This window comes from Aquabacterium sp., assembly GCF_035476535.1.
GTDB lineage: Bacteria > Pseudomonadota > Gammaproteobacteria > Burkholderiales > Burkholderiaceae_C > Pseudaquabacterium.
The window spans coordinates 23,066-45,733 of record NZ_DATILJ010000063.1 but is presented as its reverse complement, the minus strand read 5'-3'; the positions used below and the strand labels follow the sequence as shown (position 1 = coordinate 45,733).

Below are 22,668 nucleotides of genomic sequence, written 5' to 3'. Positions count from 1 at the left end.
CCGCGCCACGCCAAACCACATCAGGGACTGCCATGCACATCGCCATCCTGACCTTCGACGGCTTCAACGAGTTGGACTCGCTGATCGCCTACGGCATGCTCAGCCGCATCGCACGGTTGGGCGACACCGACTGGCGCGTCAGCATCGCCAGCCCGACACCGCGGGTCACCTCGATGAACGGACTCACGCTGGAGGCCCAGATCGATCTGGCGGCCGCCAACGAGGCCGACGCGGTGGTGATCGGCAGCGGCATGAAGACCCGCGAAGTGGCGGCCGATGCAGCCATCATGGGTCAGCTGCAGTTGGACCCGGACAGGCAGTTGATCGCGGCGCAATGCTCGGGCACCTTCCTGCTGGCCAAGCTCGGGCTGCTCGGCCAAGTGCCGGCCTGCACCGATTCGACCAGCAAGCCCTGGGTGCAGGCCGCCGGCGTGCAGATCCTGAACCAGGCCTTCGTCGCGCAAGGCAACGTCGCGACAGCGGGCGGCTGCCTGTCGGCGCAGTACATCTCGGCCTGGCTGATCAGCCGCCTGAAGGGGCTGGACGCGGCGCGCGAGGTGTTGCATTACTTCGCGCCGGTGGGCGAGAAGGAGGTCTATGTCGAGCGCGCGCTGGCGCACGTCGTACCTGGACATGTGGCAGCGCGAGGCGACAAGGCCAGCGGCCCCACCCGCACTACAGCATCGGCTTCAGAAAGCGCCCGGTAAAGCTCTCCGCGCAATTCGCAATCACCTCCGGCGGTCCTTCGCTGAGCACGCGCCCACCACCGGCGCCGCCTTCGGGGCCCATGTCGATCAACCAGTCGGCCGTCTTGATGACGTCGAGGTTGTGCTCGATCACGACGATGGTGTTGCCGGCATCGCGCAGCTGGTGCAGCACACGCAGCAGCAGTTCGATGTCGGCAAAGTGCAGGCCGGTGGTGGGCTCGTCCAGGATGTAGAGCGTGCGGCCGGTGTCGCGCTTGCTCAGCTCCAGCGCCAGCTTCACGCGCTGGGCTTCGCCGCCCGACAGCGTCACGGCGCTCTGGCCCAGCGTGATGTAGCCGAGGCCGACATCGAGCAGCGTCTGCAGCTTGCGCGCGATGGTCGGCACGGCGCTGAAGAAGGGGTGCGCGTCCTCGACCGTCAGGCCCAGCACCTGGCTGATGTTCTTGCCCTTGTACTGCACCTCCAGCGTCTCGCGGTTGTAGCGCTTGGCGCCGCAGGTGTCGCAGGGCACGTAGACATCGGGCAGGAAATGCATCTCGACCTTCAGCACGCCGTCGCCCTGGCAGGCCTCGCAGCGGCCGCCGGCGACGTTGAAGCTGAAGCGGCCGGCGCCATAGCCGCGCTCGCGGGCCATCGGCACTTCGGCGAACAGCTCGCGGATCGGCGTGAACAGGCCGGTGTAGGTGGCGGGGTTCGAGCGCGGCGTGCGGCCGATCGGGCTCTGGTCGACGTTGATCACCTTGTCGAAGGCGTCGAGGCCTTCGATCTCGTCGTGCGGCGCGGCTTCGGCGTGGCTGTTGTAGAGCTTGCGCGCGACGGCCGCGTACAGCGTGTCGTTGACCAGCGTGCTCTTGCCTGAACCCGAGACACCGGTGACGCAGGTGAACAGGCCGACCGGGATCTCGACGGTGACGTTCTTCAGGTTGTTGCCGCGCGCGTTGACGATGCGCAGGGACCGCGGCTCCGTGCTCGCGGCCAGCGTGTGGCGCAGCGTGGGCACTTCGATGCGCAGCGTATGGGCCAGGTAGCGGCCGGTGAGCGATTCGGCGCTGGCCGCCACTTCGTCGGGCGTGCCCTGCGCAATGATCTGGCCGCCATGCACGCCGGCACCAGGGCCGAGGTCGATGACATGGTCGGCGCAGCGGATCATGTCTTCGTCGTGCTCGACGACCAGCACGCTGTTGCCCAGGTCGCGCAGGTGGCGCAGTGTGCCGATCAGGCGTTCGTTGTCGCGCTGGTGCAGGCCGATGCTGGGTTCGTCCAGCACGTACATCACGCCGGTCAGGCCGGAGCCGATCTGGCTGGCCAGGCGGATGCGCTGCGACTCGCCGCCCGACAGCGTGTCGGCACTGCGGTCCAGGCTCAGGTAGTTCAGGCCCACGTCGTTGAGGAACTTCAGCCGCGAGCGGATTTCGCGCACCACCTTGTCCGCGATCTCGGCCTTGGCGCCCTTCAGCTTCAGCTGCTCGAAATAGGCTTGCGTATCGGCCAGCGTGGCGTGTTCGACCTCGTAGATCGCGAGACGCGGCACGCTGGGTCCTTGGCCCGATTCATCCGCGCCCAGCAGGAAGACATGGCGGGCTTCGCGCCGCAGCCGCGCGCCGCCGCAGTGCACGCAGGGCTTGGCGGCCTGATAACGCGCGAGGTCCTCGCGCACGGCGACCGAATCGGTCTCGCGGTAGCGCCGTTCAAAGTTCGGAATGATGCCTTCGAAGGGATGCGAACGTTTCACCGTGCGCGCTTTGCCCTTGGCGGTTTCCGCGGTGTAGACGAATTCGATGTCCTCGCTGCCTGAGCCATGGAGCAGTGCTTTCTGCGCCTTCTTCGGCAGTTCCTCGAACGGTGCGTCGATGTCGAAGCCGTAGTGCCGGGCCACCGATTCGAGCATCGAGAAGGTGTAGGCATTGCGCCGGTCCCAGCCCTTCACCGCGCCGCCGGCCAGGCTCAAGCTCGGGAAGGCGACCACACGCTCCGGATCGAACACCGTCTGCTGGCCCAGGCCGTCGCAATGCGGGCAGGCACCCATCGGCGCGTTGAACGAGAACAGCCGCGGCTCCAGTTCCGGCAGCGCATAGCTGCACACCGGGCAGGCGAACTTGCTGCTGAACAGGTGCTCCTTGCCGGTGTCGATCTCCAGCGCAATGGCGCGGCCCTCGGCGGCACGCAAGGCAGCTTCGAAGCTCTCGGCCAGGCGCTGCTTGACGTCGGGGCGTGACTTCAGCCGGTCGATCACCACATCGATGTCGTGCTTCTCGGCCTTCTTCAGCTTCGGCAGTTCGGTGGCTTCGACGACCTGGCCATCGACGCGAAAGCGCACATAACCACGCGCCTGCATGTCGGCGAACAGGTCGCCGAACTCGCCCTTGCGGTCGCGCACCACCGGGCTCAGGATCATCAGCTTGGTGTCCTCCGGCAGCGCCAGCACCGCGTCGACCATCTGGCCGACGCTTTGCGCCTCCAGCGGCAGGTCGTGGTCGGGGCAGAACGGCGTGCCGGCGCGGGCATACAGCAGGCGCAGGTAGTCGTGGATCTCGGTGACGGTGCCCACCGTCGAGCGCGGGTTGTGGGAGGTTGCCTTCTGCTCGATGCTGATCGCCGGCGACAGGCCTTCGATGACGTCGACGTCGGGCTTGTCCATCAGCTGCAGGAACTGCCGCGCATAGGCCGACAGGCTTTCGACATAACGCCGCTGGCCCTCGGCATACAGCGTGTCGAAGGCCAGGCTGGATTTGCCCGAACCCGACAGGCCGGTGATGACCACCAGCGCGTGCTTGGGGATGTCGAGGTCGATGTTCTTCAGGTTGTGCGTGCGCGCGCCGCGGATGTGCAGGTGGGTGCTGCCGGCAGGGCTGTGCCTGGGGGGAGATACCGGGGGAGGTTCCGGGGATGTTTCGGGGACGGCAAGGGCGGGGCGGGGCATGGTCGGGCGCGGCGAGGGCAACCGGCCATGATAGCGGCGCGGGCCTGCGGCCGCACACCCCTGGGGAGTCGGCGCGTCAGAGCCTGCGCGTCAGAGCCGATGCAGGAGCGGCGGGGCGTCAGAACTGTGCGCGCAGCCGTGTCACGGCCGAAGCATCCAGCGGCGCGAACCAGCGCGTGCCGTCGGGCTCGGTCCAGCGCACGCCGTCGGCGTCGATGCGCAGGCCGCTCAGGCCCGAGGGCCCGGCCCATTGGTGCTGCGGCGTTTCCCGCTCCGTCGCCGTGCCGGGCAGGCGCTGCCAGCGCTGACGGGTCAGGCTGTCCAGTTGCTGCAGCGCACTGCGTTCCGACTCGCCCAGCGCCGCACTGCCAGCGCCCAGCAAGGCGGCCAGCGACGGCGGGCGCTCGGCGCTGGCCACGGCTTTGGCGGCGCTGCTGCGGCTTTCGAGCGCCTGGTTCAGGCCCGCGGCCGGCTGAGCCGGCATGCGCACGGGCGGCGCCACGGCGGCCGGAGCAGGTTCGGCACGATCCGCAGACGCCGTCGCCTCGGCCAGGCGGCGCTGCGGCGCAGCCGGAGCGAGGACGGCCGCGCGTGCCGGCGGCGGTGCAACGGCGGTGGGTGTCGATGGCTGGGCAATGGCTGCAGGCGCCGGTGGCGGTGGCGGTGCAACGACCATCGGTGCAGGGGCCGGCGCGGGGACCGGCGACGGCGGCGGGGCCACGGCGCCGGCAGCCGCGGCATCGCGGCCTGGGCCTGGGCTTGGGCTTGGGAGACCTGGAAAAGCACGCGGAGCGGCCTTGGCCAAGGCCTCGGGCTTGTCGGCCATGGCGCCGGCGGGCGCCTTGGCGTCGGTGGGACCGGCTGCGGGGCCGGCCACGGATCGATCGACGGGGCGGTCGGTGCGTTCGGCCTGGCGCGCGCGCGCGGCAACGGCTGGCGGCGTCGCAGGCGCCGGCGCGGCCGGGGGTGTCGCAGTCACCGGCCCGGGCGATGGCGGGGCGGGCGGGCGCGGCGCCGCGGCCTGCTTCGACTCCGGCGCTTCAGCCGGCGCCGAGCGCGGCGCTTCGGCCCGCCCCGAGACAGGCGCTTCGGCCTTGTGGGCCTTGTCCGTGTCAGCCGCGGGCGCTCCTCGCGCCGCCGCCGGCGCCTCTTCCCGCGGCGCTGCGGGAGGTGCCTCGGACAACACCGCCGGCGGGATCGGCTCGCCGACCCAGATCGACACCGTCAACCCGGCCACGACCATCGCCGCGGCGCCGCCGGCCCACACCGAACGCGGTGCGGCCAGGCCTTGCCAGAACGCACTCACGGCTTGCCGGAAGCCCCTGGGTTGACGCGCCGACACGGGTGCCGTGCGCAGCGCCGCGCGCGCTGCTGCGGTGATGGCCGCGCTCACCGCGGGCGGCGGCGCCAAATCGTTGTCCGGCGCATGGCGCAGCGCGGCTTGCAGCCGGGCGTCCTGCGGCGGCAGCCCGTCGTGCGGGGCGGGGGCGTCGTGGCGGCTCATCGGCTTCTCAGCAGCGCATCGGCGCCCAGGTAGGCGCCCATGCAGGTGCGCAGTTTGCTCATCGCGTAGCGCAGCCGGCTCTTCGCGGTTTCGAAGCCCAATTCCAGCGCCTGCGCAATGTCGTCCAGCGTGCACTCGTCGTCGTGGTGCATCAGGAAGACCACCCGCTGGGCCGCCGGCAGCTCGTCCAGGCAGCCCAGCAGGCGCTCGCCGGCACGGCGCCAGAACAGCCGGTCTTCATGCGTCGCGCCAGCGGGCGCCGGCCAGTCCAGCCAGGGTTCGCCGCTGGGCGTGAACGGGTCGCCTTCATCGTCATCGCCCGAGTTCGAGACCTCGCGGCCGCTGCGCCGCAGCAGGTCGATGGCGCGGTTCTGCGCCAGCGTGAACAGCCAGGTGCGGAACGTCGCGCCCTGCGGCGAAAACCGCTCGCGGGCATGCACCACGCGCAGCCAAGTGTCCTGGAACACCTCGTCGGTCTGCGCCGCCAGCGCCGGGCCCAGCACGCGCCGCACGAAGCGGTACAGCGCCGCGTGGTGGCGCGCGTACAGCTGGTCGAAGGCGGCAGCTTCACCCCGCGCAAACGCGGCCATCAGGCGCGCGTCATCGTCGGCACCGGCATCGGTGCGCGGGTCAGCGGCGGCGGGGCGCGCGAGCGGGTCGCTCATGGCCGGGCAGTCTGCCACGGGCCATCGCACCTGCCACCCCGGAACAAGCGGGGGCCGCCGATGGGGCAGCACATGAAGGTCCATGCCGGGTTGTACGGCTGACGCACCGATGTGGGGTTGACCGCGCGACGGGCAGGGCCGCCATCCAGCGGCGTAGCATGCCGGCATGAACCGCAGCATCCGCTTCGACCGCTGGCTGGGCTGGCTGGCCACGCTGGCCATCGCCGGCGGCCTGGCGGCCTGCGGCGGCGGCCTGTACATCGCCGTCGGCGACGATGGCTACGACGATCCGCCGCAAGTCAACCTGGTGGCCAGCAGCAGCAGTGCCAGCCCCGGCCAGGGCGTTCGGCTGGCCGCCGCGGCCAGCGACGACTACGGCGTGCAGCGGGTGCAGTTCTTCCGCATCGAGCCCGACGGCGCGGCCACCGCGCTGGGCAGCGACGGCGTCGCACCCTTCGAATGGGACACGACGCTGCCGGCCACCACCGCGAACGAGGTGCGCTACTTCGCACGCGCCTTCGATGACGCGGGCCAGGCCACCGACAGCGCGTCGATCGCGGTGACCGTGCAGCGCTGACGGTCCGGCGACCCTGGGGCCCGGGCGCCCGGATGAAGAGGTCCGAAAACGGCCGGTGTGCCACCCCTCGCCGGCCTACGCTGGCGTTCCTCATCCACCCCGATTTCGACTGGAGTTCCCATGGCAGCCATCCACCAAGAGATTTCGATCGACGTGCCCGCCGAACAGCTGTGGGACGCGATGCGCGATGTCGGCGCGCTGCCGACGCGGCTGGTCGCAGGCTTTGTCAGCGACTGCCGGCTCGATGGCAATGCGCGCATCGTCACCTTCGCCAACGGCATGGTGGCGCGCGAAGTGATCGTCGACCTCGACGACACCAGGCGTCGCCTGGCCTGGTCCGCGACCGGCGGGCGCCTGACGCACCACAACGCCTCGGCCCAGGTCTTTGCCGAAGGGCCTGGCCGCTGCCGCGTGGTCTGGATCGCCGACCTGCTGCCCGATGCGATGGCACCGGCCATCGCCGGCATGATCGCGCAGGGCCTCACGGCGATGAAGACAACGCTGGAAGCGGCGCCGCGGCCCGACCCAGCACGCCCCCTTGGCGCACGATGAACGCGTGCAGGCGCTGCGGGTAGTCCGCGGCGACCGCGGCCCGCCGAAGGTGCCTATTCGGTCGCCAGCACGCGCAAGATCTCCCGCCCATAGGCTTCGAGCTTCTTCGCCCCCACCCCACTGATGCCCGCCAACGCATCCAGCGAATCCGGGTTCTCGCGCGCCATCTCGGCCAGGGTCGCATCGTGGAACACCACATAGGCCGGCAGGTTGTGCTCCTTGGCCACCTCCGCCCGCCAGGCCTTCAGGGCCGCGAAACGCTGCAAACCGCTATCGTCCAAAGGCAGTGGCGGCGCCTTGTCCTTGCCGCCCGCCGCAACCCGGCTGCCGGAGCGAGCGGACCTGGCGCGCTTCGGCGCTTCGGCCGCAACCCGCAGCATCACCGGCACGTCGCCCTTGAGCACCGCCCGCGCCGACTCGCTCAGCTCCAGCGTGTTGTATTCGCCCTCGGCCCGCACATGCCCCTGCGCGACCAGCTGGCGCAGCACCCCGCGCCATTGCGTTTCGCTCAGGTCGGCGCCGATGCCAAAGGTCGAGAGATCTTCATGGCGGTGCTGCGCCACCTTCTCGGTGCGCTTGCCGCGCAGCACGTCGATCAAATGGCCGGCGCCAAAGCTGATGCCGCCATGCTGGCGGAAGCGGTAGATGCAGGACAGCGCCTTGCGCGCCGCATCGGTGGCGTCCCACACCGCCGGCGGCTGCAGGCAGTTGTCGCAATTGCCGCAGGGGTGGCTGTCTTCGCCGAAGTAAGCCAGCAGCCGCACGCGCCGGCAGTCATGCGCCTCGGCCAGCGCCAGCAGCGCGTCGAGCTTGCTGCGCTGCAGGCGCTTGAACTCGTCGCCGGCCGGGCTCTCGTCGATCATGCGGCGCTGGTTCACCACGTCCACCAGGCCATAGGCCATCCAGGCATCGGCCGCGGCGCCGTCTCGGCCGGCGCGGCCGGTCTCCTGGTAATAACCTTCAATGTTCTTGGGCAGGTCCAGGTGCGCCACGAAGCGCACGTCCGGCTTGTCGATACCCATGCCGAAGGCGATGGTGGCGACCATCACGATGCCTTCTTCGCGCAGGAAGCGGTCTTGATGGCGGCGCCGCACATCGGCATCCAGCCCGGCGTGGTAGGGCAGCGCAGTGAGGCCTTCGCCGCTCAACCACACGGCCGTTTCTTCGACCTTCTTGCGACTCTGGCAGTAGACGATGCCTGCATCGCCCTCGTGCTCGTCGCGCAGAAAACGCAGCAGCTGGCGCTTGGGTTCGTCCTTCTCCACCAGCTGGTAGCGGATGTTCGGCCGGTCGAAGCTGGCGACGAACTGCTGCGCCTCGCCCAGCGCCAGGCGCTCGACGATGTCGGCACGGGTGTGGTCGTCGGCCGTCGCGGTGAGCGCGATGCGCGGCACGTCCGGAAAGCGCTCGTGCAGTTGCGACAGGCCGAGGTACTCCTCGCGGAAATCATGGCCCCACTGGCTGACGCAATGCGCCTCGTCGATCGCCACCAGGCTGAACAGGCCGCGCTCGTTCAGCGAATCCAGCATCGCCAGGAAGCGTGCGGTGAGGATGCGCTCCGGCGCGGCGTACAGCAGCACCAAGCGGCCACCGAGCAGTTCACGCTCGATGCGCCGCGCCTCGTCGCCTTCCAGCGTGGAGTTCAGGAAGGCCGCATGCACGCCGGCTTCTTCGAGCGCGCCGACCTGGTCGTGCATCAGCGCGATCAGCGGGCTCACCACCAGCGCCACGCCGCGGCCGGCGCGGTGGCGGGCAATCGCCGGCACCTGGTAGCACAGGCTCTTGCCGCCGCCGGTGGGCATCAGCACCAGCGCGTCGCCGCCGGCGATCACACGCTCGACGATCGCCGCCTGCTGGCCGCGGAAGGCGCCGTAGCCGAACACCTGTTGCAGGATGGCCAGCGGCGAGGTGCTGGCAGCGCTATCTGCGGCGCTATGGGCGGCAGCTTGGGCGGTGGGTCGTGTGGCAAGCATGAAGCCGTGATGGTACCGATGCCGCGCCGCCTGGGCGCGTGGCCGGCGCGGACTATGCTGCACGCCATCACTTCTCAACCGCAGGATTGCCGATGAGCACCGACCGTGTCGCCACGCTGCGCCAGCAGCTGATCCGCAATGTCAACGAACTGCCGCTCGAACACATCCAGCGCGCGCCGCGCTACGACTCGCGCTTCACCGGCCTGACCGAAGGCACGGTGGCGCGCAAGCTCGGCGCCGGCTTCGACGTGCTGGCCCCTGGCGCCCAGGTGTGCCCCTACCACTTTCACCATGTGCAGGAGGAGATGTTCGTGATCCTCGAAGGCCAGGGCACGCTGCGCGTGGCCGACGAGCGGGTGCCGATCCACGCGGGCGATGTCATCTTCATCCCGCCCGGCCCGGAGTACCCGCACCACATCCTGAACACCTCGGATGCGCCGATGAAGTACCTGTCGATCAGCACGCAGGAGCGGCCCGACATCTGCGAGTATCCGGATTCGAAGAAGCTGGCGGTGATCGGTGCCGGCGAACGTTTCATCCAGCGCCGTGACGCAAGCCTCGACTATTGGGACGGCGAAGCCTGAACCCCGGCGCAGCCTGCGGCGCCCCTGAGTGGGGCGGCTACACTGGACCGGCCCATTCCGAGGAGCGCATGGCCGGCGCCGACCCCACTGCTGTACCCCCGTTGCCTGCTGACGCCGCGCTCACCGGCGTGCTGGCCGGTGTGTTGACAGGCTCGCGGCTCGGCGTATTGCTGGTGTCACCCGAGGGCGTGCTGCACTGGCACAACGCGGCGGCCGCCTTGATGCTCGAGGGCCAGGCCGACGCCGCGCTGCAAGGCCGCTTGCTGGCCAGCTTCTTCCAGGACGACGCGCCGCAGCAGCAAGCCCTTGCAACTGTGCTGGCCGGCCTGGCGCCAGGCGCAACGCCGTCGCCTGGCGCCGAATTGCCACTGAAGCGGCACCCGCGCTGGCTGCGCCTGGATGCGCAAGGCATTGGCGCCGACCTGCACGCCGGCGCCGGACTGGCCGGTGCGATCTCGCTCTCCGACGTCACCACGCAGCGCCGCGAGCGCCTGGACGCCGACCGCGAAGGCACGCTGCTGCGCCAAGCCGCGCACTTGGCTCGCATCGGCGCCTGGTCTTTCGAGCCCAGCGAGTTTCGAGTGCGCTGGAGCGACGAGATCTTCGCAATCCACGAGCTGCCCTTGGGCCGCTCGCCCGACCCGCTGCAGGCGCTGGACTACTTCGAAAAAGGCTCGCGCCAGCGCCTGCGCGAAGCCATCGAACTGGCCATGGCGCAGGGCACAGCTTTCGATTTGTCGCTGGGGCTGATCACCGCCAACGGCCAGGCCAAGCGCGTGCGCACGATCGGCAGTGCCGAGCGGGATGAAAACGGCCGCGTCGTGCGCGTGGCCGGCCTGTTCCACGACATCACCGAACGCGAGCAGCATGCGCAGGCACTGCTGGACAAGGCCGCGGCCGAGCAGGCCAGCCGCGCGAAGAGTGACTTCCTGTCGCGCGTGAGCCATGAGCTGCGCACGCCACTGAACGGTGTGCTGGGCTTTGCGCAACTGCTGCAGCACCGTGCCGGCGACCTGCCGGGCTGGACGGCTGAGCCACTGCGCCTGATCCGCCAGGCCGGCGATCACCTGCTGACCTTGATCGACGACATGCTGCACCTGGGCACGGTCGAATCGGGCGCGCCGCCGCTGACGCTGGCGCCGGTGTCGCTGGACGCGGTGGTCGGCGAAGCGCTGCGCCTGGTCGCGCCGCAAGCCCTGGCTGCCGGCGTCGCGCTACGGCCCTGGGGGCCCAGCCCGGCCTGGGTGCTGGCCGACGTGACACGGCTGCGCCAGATCCTGCTGAACCTGCTGTGCAACGCGATCAAATACAACCGCGCCGGTGGCGACGTGCGGCTGCTGCTCGACAGTGACGCCGCGCAGTGGACGCTGCGGGTGGTCGACAGCGGGCCCGGGATCAGCGCGCAACGCCGGCTCGAGCTCTTCCAGCCCTTCAACCGGCTGGGTGCCGAAACCGGCCTGATGCCGGGCAGCGGCCTGGGCCTGACCATTGCGCGTCACCTGACGCAGGCCATGGGCGGGCAGCTGGAACTCGCGCCGCCGGGCCCCGGCGGCGCCGAGTTGCGGGTGAGCCTGCAGCGTGCCGAGCCAGCCGCTGACGCGCCGGCACCGGCTGGGTCGCCGCTCGCGGAGGCCGGTGTCCCGGGCGTGTGCCGCGTGCTCTACGTCGAAGACCATCCCGTCAATGCCATGCTGGTCAGCGAAGCGCTGGCGCTGCAGCAGCCGCGGCACCAGCTGCGTGTGGCCGAGACCGGCGAAGAAGGCCTGGAAATGGTCGCCGCCGAGCGACCGGACATCGTGCTGCTGGACCTGAACCTGCCCGGCGCCGACGGCTACGAAGTGCTGGCGCGGCTGCGCGCCCACCCGGCCTGGGCCGGCATGCCCTGCGTCGCCGTCTCGGCCGATGCGATGCCGGAGGAACTGGCCCGCGCGCGGGCCGCCGGCTTCGACGACTACTGGACCAAGCCGCTGACCATGGTGGGGCTGGCCGACCGCATCGCAGCGATCGTCGCCGGCACGGCCGCAACGGGCGGATAACACGCGCCGGTGGACCTGAAGCCACTCGAAAAGACCGAGTGGCACTGGACCTGTTGGCGCGCTTTCTGCGCTGCCCTGGGCTCAGGCCGGCGGCGCGGTGTCCACGAAGCTCGGCCGCGAGGCCAGCTTTTCAGCCAGGCGGGCCAGGTTCGGATGGTCGCCGCGCCAGTCGATCTGCGCGAAGCGGAAGTCCAGGTAGGCCAGCGCCACGCCCACCGACACATCGGCCAGCGTGAAGTGGTTGCCGTTGCACCAGGGCTTGTCGCCCAGGCCCAGGCTCATCGCCTTCAGCGCCGCATGCACGCGGCTCATCTGGCGGTCGATCCAGGGCTGGCTGCGCGCTTCGCCGCGCGGGCCCCAGCTCTGCTCCAGCCGGGCCAGGATGGCGGCATCGCAGACTCCATCACCCAGCGCTTCCCAGGTGCGCACCTCCACGCGCTCACGGCCTGACGGCGGGATCAGCTTGCCCACCGGCGACAGCGTGTCGACATATTCGACAATGACGCGGGAATCGAACACCGCTTCGCCGCCTTCCATCACCAGGCAGGGCACCTTGCCCAGCGGGTTGGATTTCATGATCGCTTCATTGGCCCAGACGTCTTCCAGCACCAGCTGGTAGTCGAGCTTTTTTTCCGCCATCACGACCCGCACTTTGCGCACGTACGGGCTGGTCAGCGATCCGATCAGTTTCATGGGTGGCTTGGCTCTGGCGGGCTGGGCGCCCCTGTCGAGTTCATTCTAGCGAAGCGCTTCTGGGCGACGGGGCCCCACGTTCGAAGGATCCGGCGCTGTCGCTCGCAGCCCACGGCGGGCCGCGATCCGGGCCCCGGCCGGCCGCAGGCTGGCGAGAATACGGGTCCGGCTCAGCGCGGCAAGGTCCAGTCGATGCGCGCCGATCGCCCCGGCAGCGACAGCTGCGCCACCGCCGGCGCCGTGCGCGCGATCAGCTCGCCGCGGCGCAGCACCGCCAGCCGCGTGGCGCGCAGCCGGATCGCCTCGATCGGTGAACGCGCCTGCAGCAGCACCGCATCGGCATGGCAGCCCACTTCCAGCCCGTAGCCTTCGAGGCCCATCACCCGCGCGGCATTCACTGTCACCGCGTCGAAGCAGGCCCGCATCTGCGCCTGCGAGGTCATCTGCGCGACATGCAGCCCCATCTGAGCCACCTCCAGCATGTCGGCCGAGCCCAGCGAATACCACGGGTCCATCACGCAGTCATGGCCGAAGGCGACGTTGACGCCGGCGGCCATCAGCTCGGGCACGCGGGTCATGCCGCGGCGCTTGGGGTAGCCGTCGTGCCGGCCCTGCAGCGTGATGTTGATCAGCGGGTTGGCCACGGCATGCACGCCGGCTTCGGCGATCAGCGGCAGCAGCTTGGACACGTAGTAGTTGTCCATCGAATGCATCGAAGTCAAGTGCGAGCCGGTGACCCGGCCGTGCAGCTTCAGGCGCTGGGTGTGGAAGGCCAGCGTCTCGATGTGGCGCGACAGCGGGTCATCGCTCTCGTCGCAATGCATGTCCACGCGCAGGCCGCGCTGCGCGGCGATCTCGCAGAGCAGCTTCACGCTCTCGGCGCCGTCACTCATCGTGCGTTCGAAATGCGGGATGCCGCCGACCACGTCGACGCCCTTGTCCAGCGCGCGCTGCAGGTTCACCAGCGCGGTGGGCGAGCGCAGCAGGCCGTCTTGCGGAAAGGCGACCAGCTGCAGGTCGATGACCGGGCGCACCTGTTCACGCACCTGCAGCAGCGCATCGACCGCAAGCAGCCGCTCGTCGCAGACATCGACATGCGTGCGGATGGCCAGCAGGCCCTTGGCCGCGGCCCAGTCGCAGTACTGCAGCGCACGGTCGACCAGTGCCTGCTGCGTCAACAGCGGCTTCAGCTCGCCCCACAGCGCGATGCCTTCGAGCAGCGTGCCGCTGGCGTTGACACGCGGCAGGCCGTAGCTCAGGGTCGCGTCCATGTGGAAATGCGCATCGACGAAGGGCGGGCTCAGCAGCCAGCCTTCGGCGTCCAGCACCGGCTCGCCTTCGGGCAGCGGCAACGCGTGTGTCAAGTTCGGTCCGATGGCGGCGAAGCGGCCATCGCGCACCAGCAGGTCGATGCCGGTGCGGCCGTCGGGCAGGGTGGTGTTGCGGATCAGCATGGTGATGCGGGCGGCCCGCTGCGCGTGAGGATTTCGCATAGGCTACAGGGTTTCGTTGCAAGCCCGATGCCATGGCCACCCTCCGCACCCTGACCGAACCCGCCGCCAAGGACACCTGATGATCACCAAACGCCGCCTGCTGACGATGCCGGCCGCCGGACCTGGCCGCGCGCTCGGTCTCCGAAGCGCTGGCCAGGGCTTGGCCAACCGCATGAAGGCCGACACGGCCCAGATCGGCGGCATCATCATGATGCGCGGCATCAAAGTGGATTCCTGAGATCATGCTAGTGGACGAACAGATTGCAAGTTATCGCCAGAACGGCTACCTGGTGCTGCCGGGTTTCAAGACGGCGGCCGAAGTGGCGACGCTGCGCGAACGCGCGGCGCAGATCGTCGAGGCCTTCGATCCCGGCGACCGGCGCACGATCTTTTCCACCACCGACCAGGCGCGCGGCACCGGCGACGAATTCCTGGCCTCGGCCGAAGGCATCCACTGCTTCTTCGAGGAAGAGGCCTTCGATGCCCAGGGCGCGCTGAAGCAGGCGAAATCGCTGTCGATCAACAAGATTGGCCATGCGATGCACGACCTGGACCCGGTGTTCAGCCGCTTTTCGCGCGGGCCGCGTTTGCAGGCGCTGGCGCAGGACCTGGGGCTGGCGCAGCCGCAGCTGTGGCAGTCGATGTACATCTTCAAGCAGCCCGGCATCGGCGGCGAGGTCAAGTGGCACCAGGACGCCAGCTTCTTCGACACCACGCCCGGCAGCGTGACGGCCTTCTGGTTTGCGCTGGAAGATGCCACGCGCGACAACGGCTGCCTGTGGGTGCAGCCCGGCGGCCACCGCACGCCCTTGCGCGAGCGCTTCGTGCGCGAAGGCAACACCGTGCGCATGGAGCAGGTCGACGCCATGCCCTGGCCCGATCAGCGCAGCGCCGTGCCGGTGGAAGTGGAACGCGGCACGCTGGTGTGCTTCCACGGCCTGCTGCCGCACTGGAGCGCGCCGAACCGCTCGGCCGTATCGCGCCATGCCTACACGCTGCATGCCACCGACGGCCGCTGCGATTACGCGGCAGCAAACTGGCTGCAACGCAGCCCGGGCTTCCCGGTGCGCGGTTTCGACGAGTGAGGGCTGACTGAGGGCCGGCAGGCCGCGCGCCGCCGCCTGGCCTGCCCGAACACGCCCAGCAGTCCGATGGCCAGCATGCCCCAGGTGGCCGGTTCGGGGACCGGCGTCGCCAGAAAGCTGTGCGTCACGCCGGCGCCATCTTCAAAAAATCCGACCAGTTGACCGACGTCGTTGATGCCGTAGACGCCGCTCTCGGCGGCACCCGGCATGTCGATCGTCGTCACCGACCCGCCAATTCTGAGAAAACCGTGATACCCGCCGGCATCGGTAAAGACACCGACGATCTGGCCCGCGTCGTTGATGCCGGTGGCGTTGGTGTGGAGCGCGCCGGGCACATCGATGTTCGTCAACAGCGCGCCGTCTTTCAGGAAGGCGTGCTGCGGACCCGACACGATGTCGGCGGCATTGAACCCGACGACCTGACCGACATTGTTGATGGCCAGGGCGCCGCTGAATGCAAAGCCGGGCACATCGATGGTGGTGAAGGCCGGCCCGTCTTTCAGGAAGCCGTGATCATCCACGCCGCTGACGACGTTGAATTCGCCGACGATCTGGCCCGCGTTGTTGATGCCCCAGGCGGCCGACATGTCGGCGCCGGGCACGTCGATGGGCGTGAAACTGGCCCCGTCCTTCAGGAAACCGTGCCGGCCTGTCGCATCGTCGAAGACGCCGACGATCTGGCCGGCGTCGTTGATCCCGTAGGCGTAGGTCAGGGTGCTGCCCGGCACATCGATCAGCGTGTAGCTGGACCCTGCTTTCAGGAAGCCGTGAACACCGCTCGCATCGCGCACGGTGCCCACGATCAGGCCCGTGTCGTTCACCGCATTGGCCAGGGTCCATGTCGCGCCCGGTACGTCGACCGCGGTGAAGTGGTAGTCAGCCGCGAAGGCGCTGGACGCCAAGCCGAGTACAAGGGCTGCGGCCAGGCCCGTCGATCGCCGCAGGCGCGGACCGGGTCCGGCTTCAGGCGGCAGGGACGGCGCGTTCGCGAGCCCGTCGGGCGTGGAATGGAGGACATGGGCATGCATGGTGTTGCTCCTGGACTGTGCGCGGTGTGCGCGGGTTGAATGAGTGACATCGTTCGTTGTTCAGCGCCGCCGGAGCTTCAATCCGACAAAGCCCAGGCCCGCGAGCAGCAGCGCCCACTGGTTCGGCTCCGGCACCACGGTGACCATGGCCTGGCCCAGGCTCGGCGTGATCAGCTGGCCGGCTTTGCCGCCCACCGTGCCGATGAATTGCCCTGACACCAGCGCGAGCGATCCCGCGCCGGGTGCCAGGGCTCTCAGCGTCAGGGTGGCAATGTCGAAGTTGTCGTCGGTGGTCGCCGGGAAGGCACCGAAGGCCACGCCGGTCAGCGTGCCGCTGGCCTGGTCGATGACGCCCTCCCGGTTTCCGGCGGCAAAGGTCCAGCGCGGGTCGATGCTGACGCTGAGCAGTTCGAAGCTGAGCGGGTCATAGGCGACATTGAGTTTCTGCCCGCCGGTGACGTTGCCGATCGGCGCGCCGTCGGCGCTCAGGTCGAAGGACCGGCCCTGCAGCACCAGATCGAAGACCTGGCCGATGGCGACCGTTTCGACGTGCGCGGCGAACCGGACTTCGGCCGTGGCCTGCGCGGCCGTGGCCGCAACCGCGACGGCAAGACCGATGAGCGTTGACTTGAACATGGTGCTACTCCTGGGGTGGGTTGATCACGACAACAGTTCGCCGAGTGCGCTGCCACCGGTGTCGGCCGGCAGGCCGACCAGCAACAGCTCGGGATGCGCCGCCGCGAGCGGCTCGACCGGGGCGGCCGGGTCGACATAGGACGGCCCCGGCGCTTTGCCGAACAGGCTGTCCAGCAGCGACAGGTCGACAAAGTCCACCACCCCGTCGCCGTTGAGGTCGGCATCCGGGTCGCCGGTGAAGAACACACTGCCGAGCATCGACAGGTCGAACAGATCGACCATCAGGTCCTGGTTGAAATCGGCATCGGCAACGTTGCCGTAACCATCGCCATCGCTGTCGCGCTGGTCGGCGTTGGGCACACCGATCGCGTTGTCGCGGAAGTCGCCGACCCCATCACCGTCGCTGTCCAGCATCAGGCGCACCTGGGTCGACGCCGGCTGATCGGCCGCGCTCGGCGTGGCAACGAACTCGCCGACCAGCCCGGCGGCCAGGTTCACCAGCGTGGCAAAACTGCCATTGGCATTGCTGTCCAGCGCCAGCACGCCGGTGGTCGGGTTGTAGTGCAGCGCGCCGAAGCGCACGCCCGAGACCTCGATGATGTCGTCCAAGCCCAGGTCAGCGATCTGGTCCTGGTACAGGTTGACCGGCGAGTCGATAAAGTGGTCGGAACCGGCCCCGCCGTAGAGCGTGTCGATGCCCGCACCGCCGCTGAGCGTATCGTCCCCGGCGTCACCGAACAGCAGGTTGTGTGCCGCATTGCCGATCAGGCTGTTGTCCAGGTCGTTGGCGAACACCTCCAGGCTGCCGGTCCCGGTGACCTGCACGTTCTCGACATGGGCGTCGAGAAAGAATCGGGCATTGCCTTGATAACTGACGAAGACCGTGTCCGTCCCGCCATTCGCGGCCTCGCCGACGGCGTCGTAGCGAGACCCCGATTGATCATCGATAAACGTGAGGTCGTGCAGGAAATAGAAGTCGTCGCCGTCGCCACCGATCAGCTCGTCATAGCCCGCGCCGCCATCGATCGTGTCGTTGCCACCCTGGCCGTAGAACAGGTTGTGCGCGGCATTGCCGACCAGGTTGTTGCCGAGCCCGTTCGCAAACACCTCCAGGCTGCCGGCCCCCGTGACCTGAACGTTCTCGACGTTATCGTCGAGAAAGAATCGGGCATTGCCTTGATAACTGACAAAGACCGTGTCATTGCCACCGTTCTCGGCTTCGCCGACGGCGTCGTACCGGGAGCCCGACTGCTCGTCGATGACGCTGACATCGTCCAGCACATAGGCATCGTTGCCGTCGCCGCCGAGCAACTCGTCGAAGCCGGCGCCGCCATTGAGCATGTCGTCCCCGGCCTCGCCATAGAACAGGTTGTGCGCGGCATTGCCGGTGAGGCTGTTGCCGAGCCCGTTGCCGATGACGGTAAAACCGGCGCTGCCCGAGACCACGGCGTTCTCGACGTTCGGGTCGAGCGTGTAGCTGCTGTTGCCGAAATAGCCGACCGACACGGTGTCGGTACCGCCGGTGGCCGACTCCAAGATCAGGTCGTAGCGGTAGCCCGATTGTTCGTCCATCAGCCACAGGTCGCCGAGCTCGTAGTAATCGTTGCCATTGCCGCCGGCCAGCGTGTCGGCGCCGCCAGCACCCTGCAGGTAGTTGTTGCCGTCGTTGCCGAACAGCAGGTTGTCCAGGCTGTTGCCGAAGGCATTGACGCTGGCGCTGCCGGTCAGGATCAGCACTTCCAGGTTGTCGCCGAGCACCCAGCGCACCGACGAGCGCACGGTGTCGTGGCCGGCATCGAAGGCTTCGACCAAGGCATCCTGATCGTCGACCAGGTAGGTGTCGTCGCCGGCACCGCCGTACAGGCTGTCGATGTAGCCGAAGCCGCCTTCGAGCGTGTCGTCGCCGTCGGCGCCATACAGCAGGTCGGCGCCGCCAGCGCCGATCAGCCTATCGTTGCCGCCCATGCCGTTGAGGATGTTGTCGCCGTCGTGGCCGGTGAGGGCATCGTTGCCGGTGCCGCCGTTGGCGTTTTCGATGTCCACGTTGTAGGCGATGGCCACATTCAGCGTCAGCGCGCCGACATCGGAGAACGCGCCGGCGTTGAGGTCGATGCGCTGGTCCTGGCTGAAGCCCGAGCAGTCCAGCGTGTCGTTGCCGCCAGCGTCCCAGATCGCGATGACCGGGTTCGGGTTCAGGTTGAAGTTGAACGCGCCGCGGTCGGCATTCGAGTTGAAGCCGTAGACCGTGTCACCGGTGCGCGTCGTGACGTCGGCGCCGTACTTGGCCTGGATCGCGGCGATGTCGTGCAGCAGCGGTGTGGAGGCATTGATGCCGTCGCTTTTGAGGTCACTGGCGCCCGCGACAATCCGATCGACGGGAGTGCCGTCAGCGCCCGCCGCCCAATAGGACATGATGGTCCATTGCAGCGTGTCCTGGCTGTACTCGGCATTCTCGTAGCTCGAGCCGTCGCCGGCGTTGTAGCTGCCCGGATGCGACAGGCCGAGCGCGTGGCCGATCTCGTGCACGTAGGTCTCCATGCCACGCTCGCCATAGCCCATGTTGGCGTCCTGCAGCTCGGGCCAGACGATGGCGTTGGAGCTCATCCAGGCGCGCTGGTGATCGATCTCCCGATCGAAGGTACTGCTGCCGGGCGCTTGGGCCGTGAGGAACGGTGTCGTGTAGGTGCCACCGTCGGTGGTCGTCGACGAATAGGCCAGCGTGATCTGTGCGTCCTGGCTGCTCGTCTCGCTCAGGTTGGTCTGGATCAGGTCATCCCACAATTCGAAGGCTTCGCGGGCAAAGGCCTTCTGCGTTGCCGTCATCGGGATGAAGCCGTCCGCTTCGCTGGCGCGGTTGTTGTTCGGCGCGGCATCGGGCATCGCGTAGTCGAGCGTGCCGTCGTACCAGGTGCGGGTCGTACCTTCGTCGGCGCCGCCCCACTGGCGCTGGAGCTGCTGGGTGATCTGTTCTAGCGTAAAGACTGGGGCTGCCATGGTGTGTCCTGATGAAGGCCCGTTGCAAAGGTGGTGGAGGTGGGGCCTGTTCATGTCCTCCTTGTTCGCTGTTACGAGGGCCGGCCCACCCAGGCGGACAGGCACACACACAATGTCGCAACAGGGTGCGAAAGCGCACGACGCGACCGGCCGCATGTCCGCTTGCGGCGTCGCTTCTCGTAAAGGTTCAGGACAGCTGACAAGGACGCGGCCATGGCACATCTGAGCTTTCTTGCCGACGACTGGCCGCTGATCAGTCGGCGGCTGGATGAAGTGCTGGCGCTGGCGCCGGCGCAGCGCGAGGCCTGGCTGGACGCTCTGGACGAGGCAGCGCCGATCAAGCACAAGCTGCGGCAGCTGCTGTGCGAGCCGGTGGGCATCGAGACCGACGATCTGCTGGCCACGCTGCCCAGGCTGGCGCTCGCCGCGGCCGAGACCATGCCGCCGGACAGCACCGAGGGCATTGCCGCCGCTGCGCGCATCGGCCCCTACCGGCTGATCCGCGAACTCGGTGCCGGCGGCATGGGCGTTGTCTGGCTGGCCGAACGCGCGGACGGCGGCCTGAAGCGCCAGGTGGCGCTGAAACTGCCGCGGCTGAACTGGTCGCAAGGCCTGGCCGAACGCATGATCCGGGAGCGCGACATCCTGGCCAGCCTGGACCATCCGAACATCGCGCGCATCCACGACGCCGGCCTGGACGATCACGGCCGCCCCTACCTGGCCCTCGAATACGTCGAGGGCGAGGCCATCGACGTGTACTGCCGGGCTCTGGCGCTGACGATCCACGACCGTCTGATGCTGGTGCTGCAAGTGGCCCGCGGCGTCGCGCACGCCCACGCGCGGCTGGTCGTGCACCGCGACCTGAAGCCGGCCAACATCCTGGTCACCGCGGCCGGGCAGGCGCGGCTGCTGGACTTCGGCATCGCCAAGCTGATGGAAGGCGAGTTGACGCAGGAGACGCTACTCACGCGGCAAGGCGGGCGTGCCCTGACGCTGGACTACGCCAGCCCGGAGCAGATCCGCGGCGAGCCGATCGGCACCGCCAGCGACGTCTACAGCCTGGGCGTGGTGGCCTATGAACTGCTGGCCGAGGCAAAGCCTTACCAATTGAAGCGCCAAAGCGCCGCTGCGCTGGAGGAGGCCATCGCCTCGGTGGACGTGCGGCTAGCCAGCACTGCCGCGGCCAGCCCAAGCGCGCGCCGCGGGCTGCAAGGCGACCTGGATGCCATCCTGAACAAGGCGCTGAAGAAAAGCGTCGCCGAGCGCTACCCGAGCGTCGAGGCCTTCACCCAGGACATCGAACGCCACCTGGCGCGGCTGCCGGTGCTGGCCCGGCCCGATGCGCTGGCCTACCGCGCGCGCAAGTTCGTGGCGCGCTACCGCTTCGAAACCGCCGGCGTGCTGCTGGCCGTGCTGGGCCTGGCCACTGCCGCTGCCGTTGCGCTGGTGCAGGCGCGCAGCGCAACGCTGGAGGCCCGCAAGTCGGAAGCGGTGAAGGCCTTCCTGCTGCAGATGCTGACCAGCGCCGACCCCGGCATGCCGGTCGGGCGCCCACCCGGCGAAGTGAGCGTCCAGCAGCTGCTCGACCGCACGAGCGAAGAGGTGGCGAGCAGCCTGGACGAGCAGCCCGACGTGAAGATCGACATGCTCTACACGCTGGCCAGCGCGTATTCGACGATCGACCGCGGCGCCACGAGCATTGCGCTGCTGAAGCAGGGGCTGGCCTTGTCGGAACGGCACGACGGCGTGCCGCACGCCAACCAGGCACGCTTTCTCGCCTACCTGGCCAATGTCGAGGTCTTCGCCGGGCACTTCGACGCCGCCGATGCCTGGCTGGGCCGGGCCGAGCCGGTCTTCGCCGCGCTCGGCGACAACAGCTCGCTGTCGTACGCCCAGGCGCTGAAGCTGCGCGGCTTGCTGCTGCGCCGCGGCGGCACGGCGGCCTTCCCGGCCGCGCGACGCGTGCTGCAGCAGGCGGCCGCGGTGTTTCGACAGCGCTACCCGGCCGACGAGGGCCGGGTCGGCACGCTGATGCAGCTGGCCCAGGTCGAGCGCGGCCTCGACGACCTGACCGCTGCCTTGGCGATGGCCGACGAAGCGGTCGCGGTCGCGTCGCTGAACGGCGGCCGGCGGATCGAAGCCGCCAACGCGCAGTCGCTGCGCGCAGCGGTGCGCGACGCGGCCGGCGATGCGCAGGGCGCGCTGGCCGACTACACGGCCGCCGCGCAGGGCTACACCCGGCTGGCCGGGCCCGAGCACTTTCTGACCTTGCAGAACGACAGCCTGCGCGGCCTGGCCTTGCTGCATCTGGGTCGGCAAGCCGAGGGGCTGGCGGCGATGGCCACGGTCGCCGACCGGCTGGGCCACACGCGTGCCGGCAGCAACACCCACGCAGCGGCCGTCACGCGCCTGGGTGTGGCCCTGGTCCAGCTCGGCCTGATCGAGCGCGCCGAGCCGGTGCTGCGCCAGACGATGGCGATCTGGCAGCAGCGCGGGGACGCACTGCAGCTCAGTGGCGCCGTGGTCGCGCTGGCGAACGTGCTGCAGCAACGCGGCGACGAGGCGGCGGCCAAAGCCTTGCTGGATGAAGCCCTGGCCGTGCGGCAGCGCCAGGAGCACCACACGCTGCTCCCGCTGGCTGAAGTGCAGTACCGGCTGGGCCTGCTGGCGCTGGACGCCGCGCGCCACGACGAAGCGCAACGCCAGCTCCAGGCCTCGCTGGCAAGCGCCGGCGGCCCCGGCCCCGGCGACCAGGCCCAGCGCTCGCGCAGCCAGGCGGCGCTGGCCCGGCTGGCGCTGGCGCGCGGCGATGCCGGCGCCGCGCTCGCCACCAGCCAGGCCGCGCTGACCGCCGCCGAAGCGTCGCTGCTGGCAGGCGATGCGCTGGCCCGTGCCGCGGCCCTCGAAGCGCGCGGCGCCATCGCCTGCGCGCTGGGCCAGCCGGCCGAAGGCAAGGCCCGGCTGGCGCAGGCCCTGGCGCTGCGCGACCCGCTGATCGATGCGATGTCGCTCGAGGGCGCGGCCACCCGCCTGAGCCTGGCCGTCTGCCTGCAGCAGCTGGGCCACGACGCGCAGGCCCGCGAAGCGCTGGCCACCGCACGCACGGCCATCGCCACGCACCCGCAGGTTGCCACCCTGCTGGCCGAGCAGCTGCGCCACGCCGGCGAGCTGCTGGGGCCACGCTGAACGCGCCGCGCGCCCGTCGTCACGATGCGGGATGG

At 69.3% G+C, this 22,668-nt stretch carries 17 protein-coding genes; 8 read left to right on the top strand and 9 right to left on the bottom strand.

What is annotated here, in order from left to right:
* Positions 1-32 precede the first annotated feature (32 nt).
* Positions 33-707, top strand: a complete 675-nt coding sequence (locus VLK61_RS06600) for a DJ-1/PfpI family protein (RefSeq protein WP_325419470.1) — start codon at positions 33-35, stop codon at positions 705-707.
* On the opposite strand, the gene uvrA is transcribed toward VLK61_RS06600, so the two are convergent.
* The 3 genes from uvrA to VLK61_RS06585 all read right to left on the bottom strand — a co-directional run bounded on the left by uvrA (position 676) and on the right by VLK61_RS06585 (position 5,796).
* The gene (gene uvrA / locus VLK61_RS06595; protein ID WP_325419469.1) at positions 676-3,627 is read right to left on the bottom strand and encodes an excinuclease ABC subunit UvrA; all 2,952 of its coding nucleotides are present in this window, start codon (positions 3,625-3,627) and stop codon (positions 676-678) included. The genes VLK61_RS06600 and uvrA overlap by 32 nt on opposite strands.
* A 118-nt stretch (positions 3,628-3,745) precedes the next feature.
* The gene (locus VLK61_RS06590) at positions 3,746-5,131 is read right to left on the bottom strand and encodes a hypothetical protein (protein ID WP_325419468.1); all 1,386 of its coding nucleotides are present in this window, start codon (positions 5,129-5,131) and stop codon (positions 3,746-3,748) included.
* Positions 5,128-5,796 (bottom strand): sigma-70 family RNA polymerase sigma factor, encoded by a 669-nt coding sequence (locus tag VLK61_RS06585; RefSeq protein ID WP_325419467.1) that lies wholly within the window; start codon positions 5,794-5,796, stop codon positions 5,128-5,130. Before VLK61_RS06585 ends, VLK61_RS06590 begins: the two co-directional genes overlap by 4 nt.
* A 166-nt stretch (positions 5,797-5,962) precedes the next feature.
* On the opposite strand from VLK61_RS06585, the gene VLK61_RS06580 reads away from it, so the two are divergent.
* Together VLK61_RS06580 and VLK61_RS06575 are read left to right on the top strand one after the other, a co-directional pair.
* Positions 5,963-6,373: an Ig-like domain-containing protein gene (locus tag VLK61_RS06580; protein ID WP_325419466.1), complete on the top strand. Its 411-nt coding sequence runs from the start codon at positions 5,963-5,965 to the stop codon at positions 6,371-6,373.
* A 120-nt stretch (positions 6,374-6,493) separates the two neighbouring features.
* On the top strand, positions 6,494-6,925 hold the full coding sequence (locus VLK61_RS06575; protein ID WP_325419465.1) for an SRPBCC family protein: 432 nt from the start codon (positions 6,494-6,496) through the stop codon (positions 6,923-6,925).
* A gap of 53 nt (positions 6,926-6,978) precedes the next feature.
* On the opposite strand, the gene recQ is transcribed toward VLK61_RS06575, so the two are convergent.
* Positions 6,979-8,898, bottom strand: coding sequence for a DNA helicase RecQ (recQ, locus tag VLK61_RS06570; protein WP_325419464.1), 1,920 nt, complete (start codon positions 8,896-8,898; stop codon positions 6,979-6,981).
* A 92-nt stretch (positions 8,899-8,990) separates the two neighbouring features.
* Between recQ and VLK61_RS06565 the strand changes: the two genes are divergently transcribed.
* Together VLK61_RS06565 and VLK61_RS06560 are read left to right on the top strand one after the other, a co-directional pair.
* Complete coding sequence (locus VLK61_RS06565) at positions 8,991-9,482, top strand: cupin domain-containing protein (RefSeq protein WP_325419463.1); 492 nt, start codon at positions 8,991-8,993, stop codon at positions 9,480-9,482.
* Positions 9,483-9,583: 101 nt separating this feature from the next.
* Positions 9,584-11,518, top strand: a complete 1,935-nt coding sequence (locus tag VLK61_RS06560) for a hybrid sensor histidine kinase/response regulator (RefSeq protein ID WP_325419462.1) — start codon at positions 9,584-9,586, stop codon at positions 11,516-11,518.
* 81 nt (positions 11,519-11,599) lie between these two features.
* On the opposite strand, the gene VLK61_RS06555 is transcribed toward VLK61_RS06560, so the two are convergent.
* Positions 11,600-12,211 (bottom strand): glutathione S-transferase family protein, encoded by a 612-nt coding sequence (locus VLK61_RS06555; protein ID WP_325419461.1) that lies wholly within the window; start codon positions 12,209-12,211, stop codon positions 11,600-11,602.
* 170 nt (positions 12,212-12,381) lie between these two features.
* Positions 12,382-13,704, bottom strand: coding sequence for an amidohydrolase family protein (locus VLK61_RS06550; protein WP_325419460.1), 1,323 nt, complete (start codon positions 13,702-13,704; stop codon positions 12,382-12,384).
* A 79-nt stretch (positions 13,705-13,783) separates the two neighbouring features.
* On the opposite strand from VLK61_RS06550, the gene VLK61_RS06545 reads away from it, so the two are divergent.
* On the top strand, positions 13,784-13,942 hold the full coding sequence (locus VLK61_RS06545) for a hypothetical protein (protein ID WP_325419459.1): 159 nt from the start codon (positions 13,784-13,786) through the stop codon (positions 13,940-13,942).
* Positions 13,943-13,946: 4 nt separating this feature from the next.
* The gene (locus VLK61_RS06540; protein WP_325419458.1) at positions 13,947-14,789 is read left to right on the top strand and encodes a phytanoyl-CoA dioxygenase family protein; all 843 of its coding nucleotides are present in this window, start codon (positions 13,947-13,949) and stop codon (positions 14,787-14,789) included.
* Here the strand turns inward: VLK61_RS06540 and VLK61_RS06535 are convergent.
* Genes VLK61_RS06535 through VLK61_RS06525 form a run of 3 tightly spaced genes read right to left on the bottom strand, consistent with a single transcriptional unit; the run spans position 14,726 to position 19,447 of the window.
* The gene (locus VLK61_RS06535) at positions 14,726-15,817 is read right to left on the bottom strand and encodes a PEP-CTERM sorting domain-containing protein (RefSeq protein WP_325419457.1); all 1,092 of its coding nucleotides are present in this window, start codon (positions 15,815-15,817) and stop codon (positions 14,726-14,728) included. The two genes, VLK61_RS06540 and VLK61_RS06535, sit on opposite strands and share 64 nt — an antisense overlap.
* Positions 15,818-15,877: 60 nt before the next feature.
* A complete protein-coding gene (locus VLK61_RS06530; RefSeq protein WP_325419456.1) occupies positions 15,878-16,453 on the bottom strand; it encodes a PEP-CTERM sorting domain-containing protein in 576 nt (191 codons plus the stop codon).
* A gap of 24 nt (positions 16,454-16,477) precedes the next feature.
* Positions 16,478-19,447 carry a M10 family metallopeptidase C-terminal domain-containing protein gene (locus VLK61_RS06525; protein ID WP_325419455.1) on the bottom strand — a complete coding sequence of 990 codons (2,970 nt, stop codon included), beginning with the start codon at positions 19,445-19,447 and terminating at the stop codon, positions 16,478-16,480.
* A 213-nt stretch (positions 19,448-19,660) separates the two neighbouring features.
* Between VLK61_RS06525 and VLK61_RS06520 the strand changes: the two genes are divergently transcribed.
* A complete protein-coding gene (locus VLK61_RS06520; RefSeq protein WP_325419454.1) occupies positions 19,661-22,633 on the top strand; it encodes a serine/threonine-protein kinase in 2,973 nt (990 codons plus the stop codon).
* Positions 22,634-22,668 lie beyond the last annotated feature (35 nt).

What these genes read in the sequence shown, in the direction of transcription:
- VLK61_RS06600 (WP_325419470.1), top strand. Translation starts at nt 33, where the DNA reads ATGCACATCGCCATCCTGACCTTCGACGGCTTCAACGAGTTGGACTCG.
- uvrA (WP_325419469.1), bottom strand. Translation starts at nt 3,627, where the DNA reads ATGCCCCGCCCCGCCCTTGCCGTCCCCGAAACATCCCCGGAACCTCCC.
- VLK61_RS06590 (WP_325419468.1), bottom strand. Translation starts at nt 5,131, where the DNA reads ATGAGCCGCCACGACGCCCCCGCCCCGCACGACGGGCTGCCGCCGCAG.
- VLK61_RS06585 (WP_325419467.1), bottom strand. Translation starts at nt 5,796, where the DNA reads ATGAGCGACCCGCTCGCGCGCCCCGCCGCCGCTGACCCGCGCACCGAT.
- VLK61_RS06580 (WP_325419466.1), top strand. Translation starts at nt 5,963, where the DNA reads ATGAACCGCAGCATCCGCTTCGACCGCTGGCTGGGCTGGCTGGCCACG.
- VLK61_RS06575 (WP_325419465.1), top strand. Translation starts at nt 6,494, where the DNA reads ATGGCAGCCATCCACCAAGAGATTTCGATCGACGTGCCCGCCGAACAG.
- recQ (WP_325419464.1), bottom strand. Translation starts at nt 8,898, where the DNA reads ATGCTTGCCACACGACCCACCGCCCAAGCTGCCGCCCATAGCGCCGCA.
- VLK61_RS06565 (WP_325419463.1), top strand. Translation starts at nt 8,991, where the DNA reads ATGAGCACCGACCGTGTCGCCACGCTGCGCCAGCAGCTGATCCGCAAT.
- VLK61_RS06555 (WP_325419461.1), bottom strand. Translation starts at nt 12,211, where the DNA reads ATGAAACTGATCGGATCGCTGACCAGCCCGTACGTGCGCAAAGTGCGG.
- VLK61_RS06550 (WP_325419460.1), bottom strand. Translation starts at nt 13,704, where the DNA reads ATGCGAAATCCTCACGCGCAGCGGGCCGCCCGCATCACCATGCTGATC.
- VLK61_RS06545 (WP_325419459.1), top strand. Translation starts at nt 13,784, where the DNA reads ATGATCACCAAACGCCGCCTGCTGACGATGCCGGCCGCCGGACCTGGC.
- VLK61_RS06540 (WP_325419458.1), top strand. Translation starts at nt 13,947, where the DNA reads ATGCTAGTGGACGAACAGATTGCAAGTTATCGCCAGAACGGCTACCTG.
- VLK61_RS06535 (WP_325419457.1), bottom strand. Translation starts at nt 15,817, where the DNA reads ATGCATGCCCATGTCCTCCATTCCACGCCCGACGGGCTCGCGAACGCG.
- VLK61_RS06530 (WP_325419456.1), bottom strand. Translation starts at nt 16,453, where the DNA reads ATGTTCAAGTCAACGCTCATCGGTCTTGCCGTCGCGGTTGCGGCCACG.
- VLK61_RS06525 (WP_325419455.1), bottom strand. Translation starts at nt 19,447, where the DNA reads ATGGCAGCCCCAGTCTTTACGCTAGAACAGATCACCCAGCAGCTCCAG.
- VLK61_RS06520 (WP_325419454.1), top strand. Translation starts at nt 19,661, where the DNA reads ATGGCACATCTGAGCTTTCTTGCCGACGACTGGCCGCTGATCAGTCGG.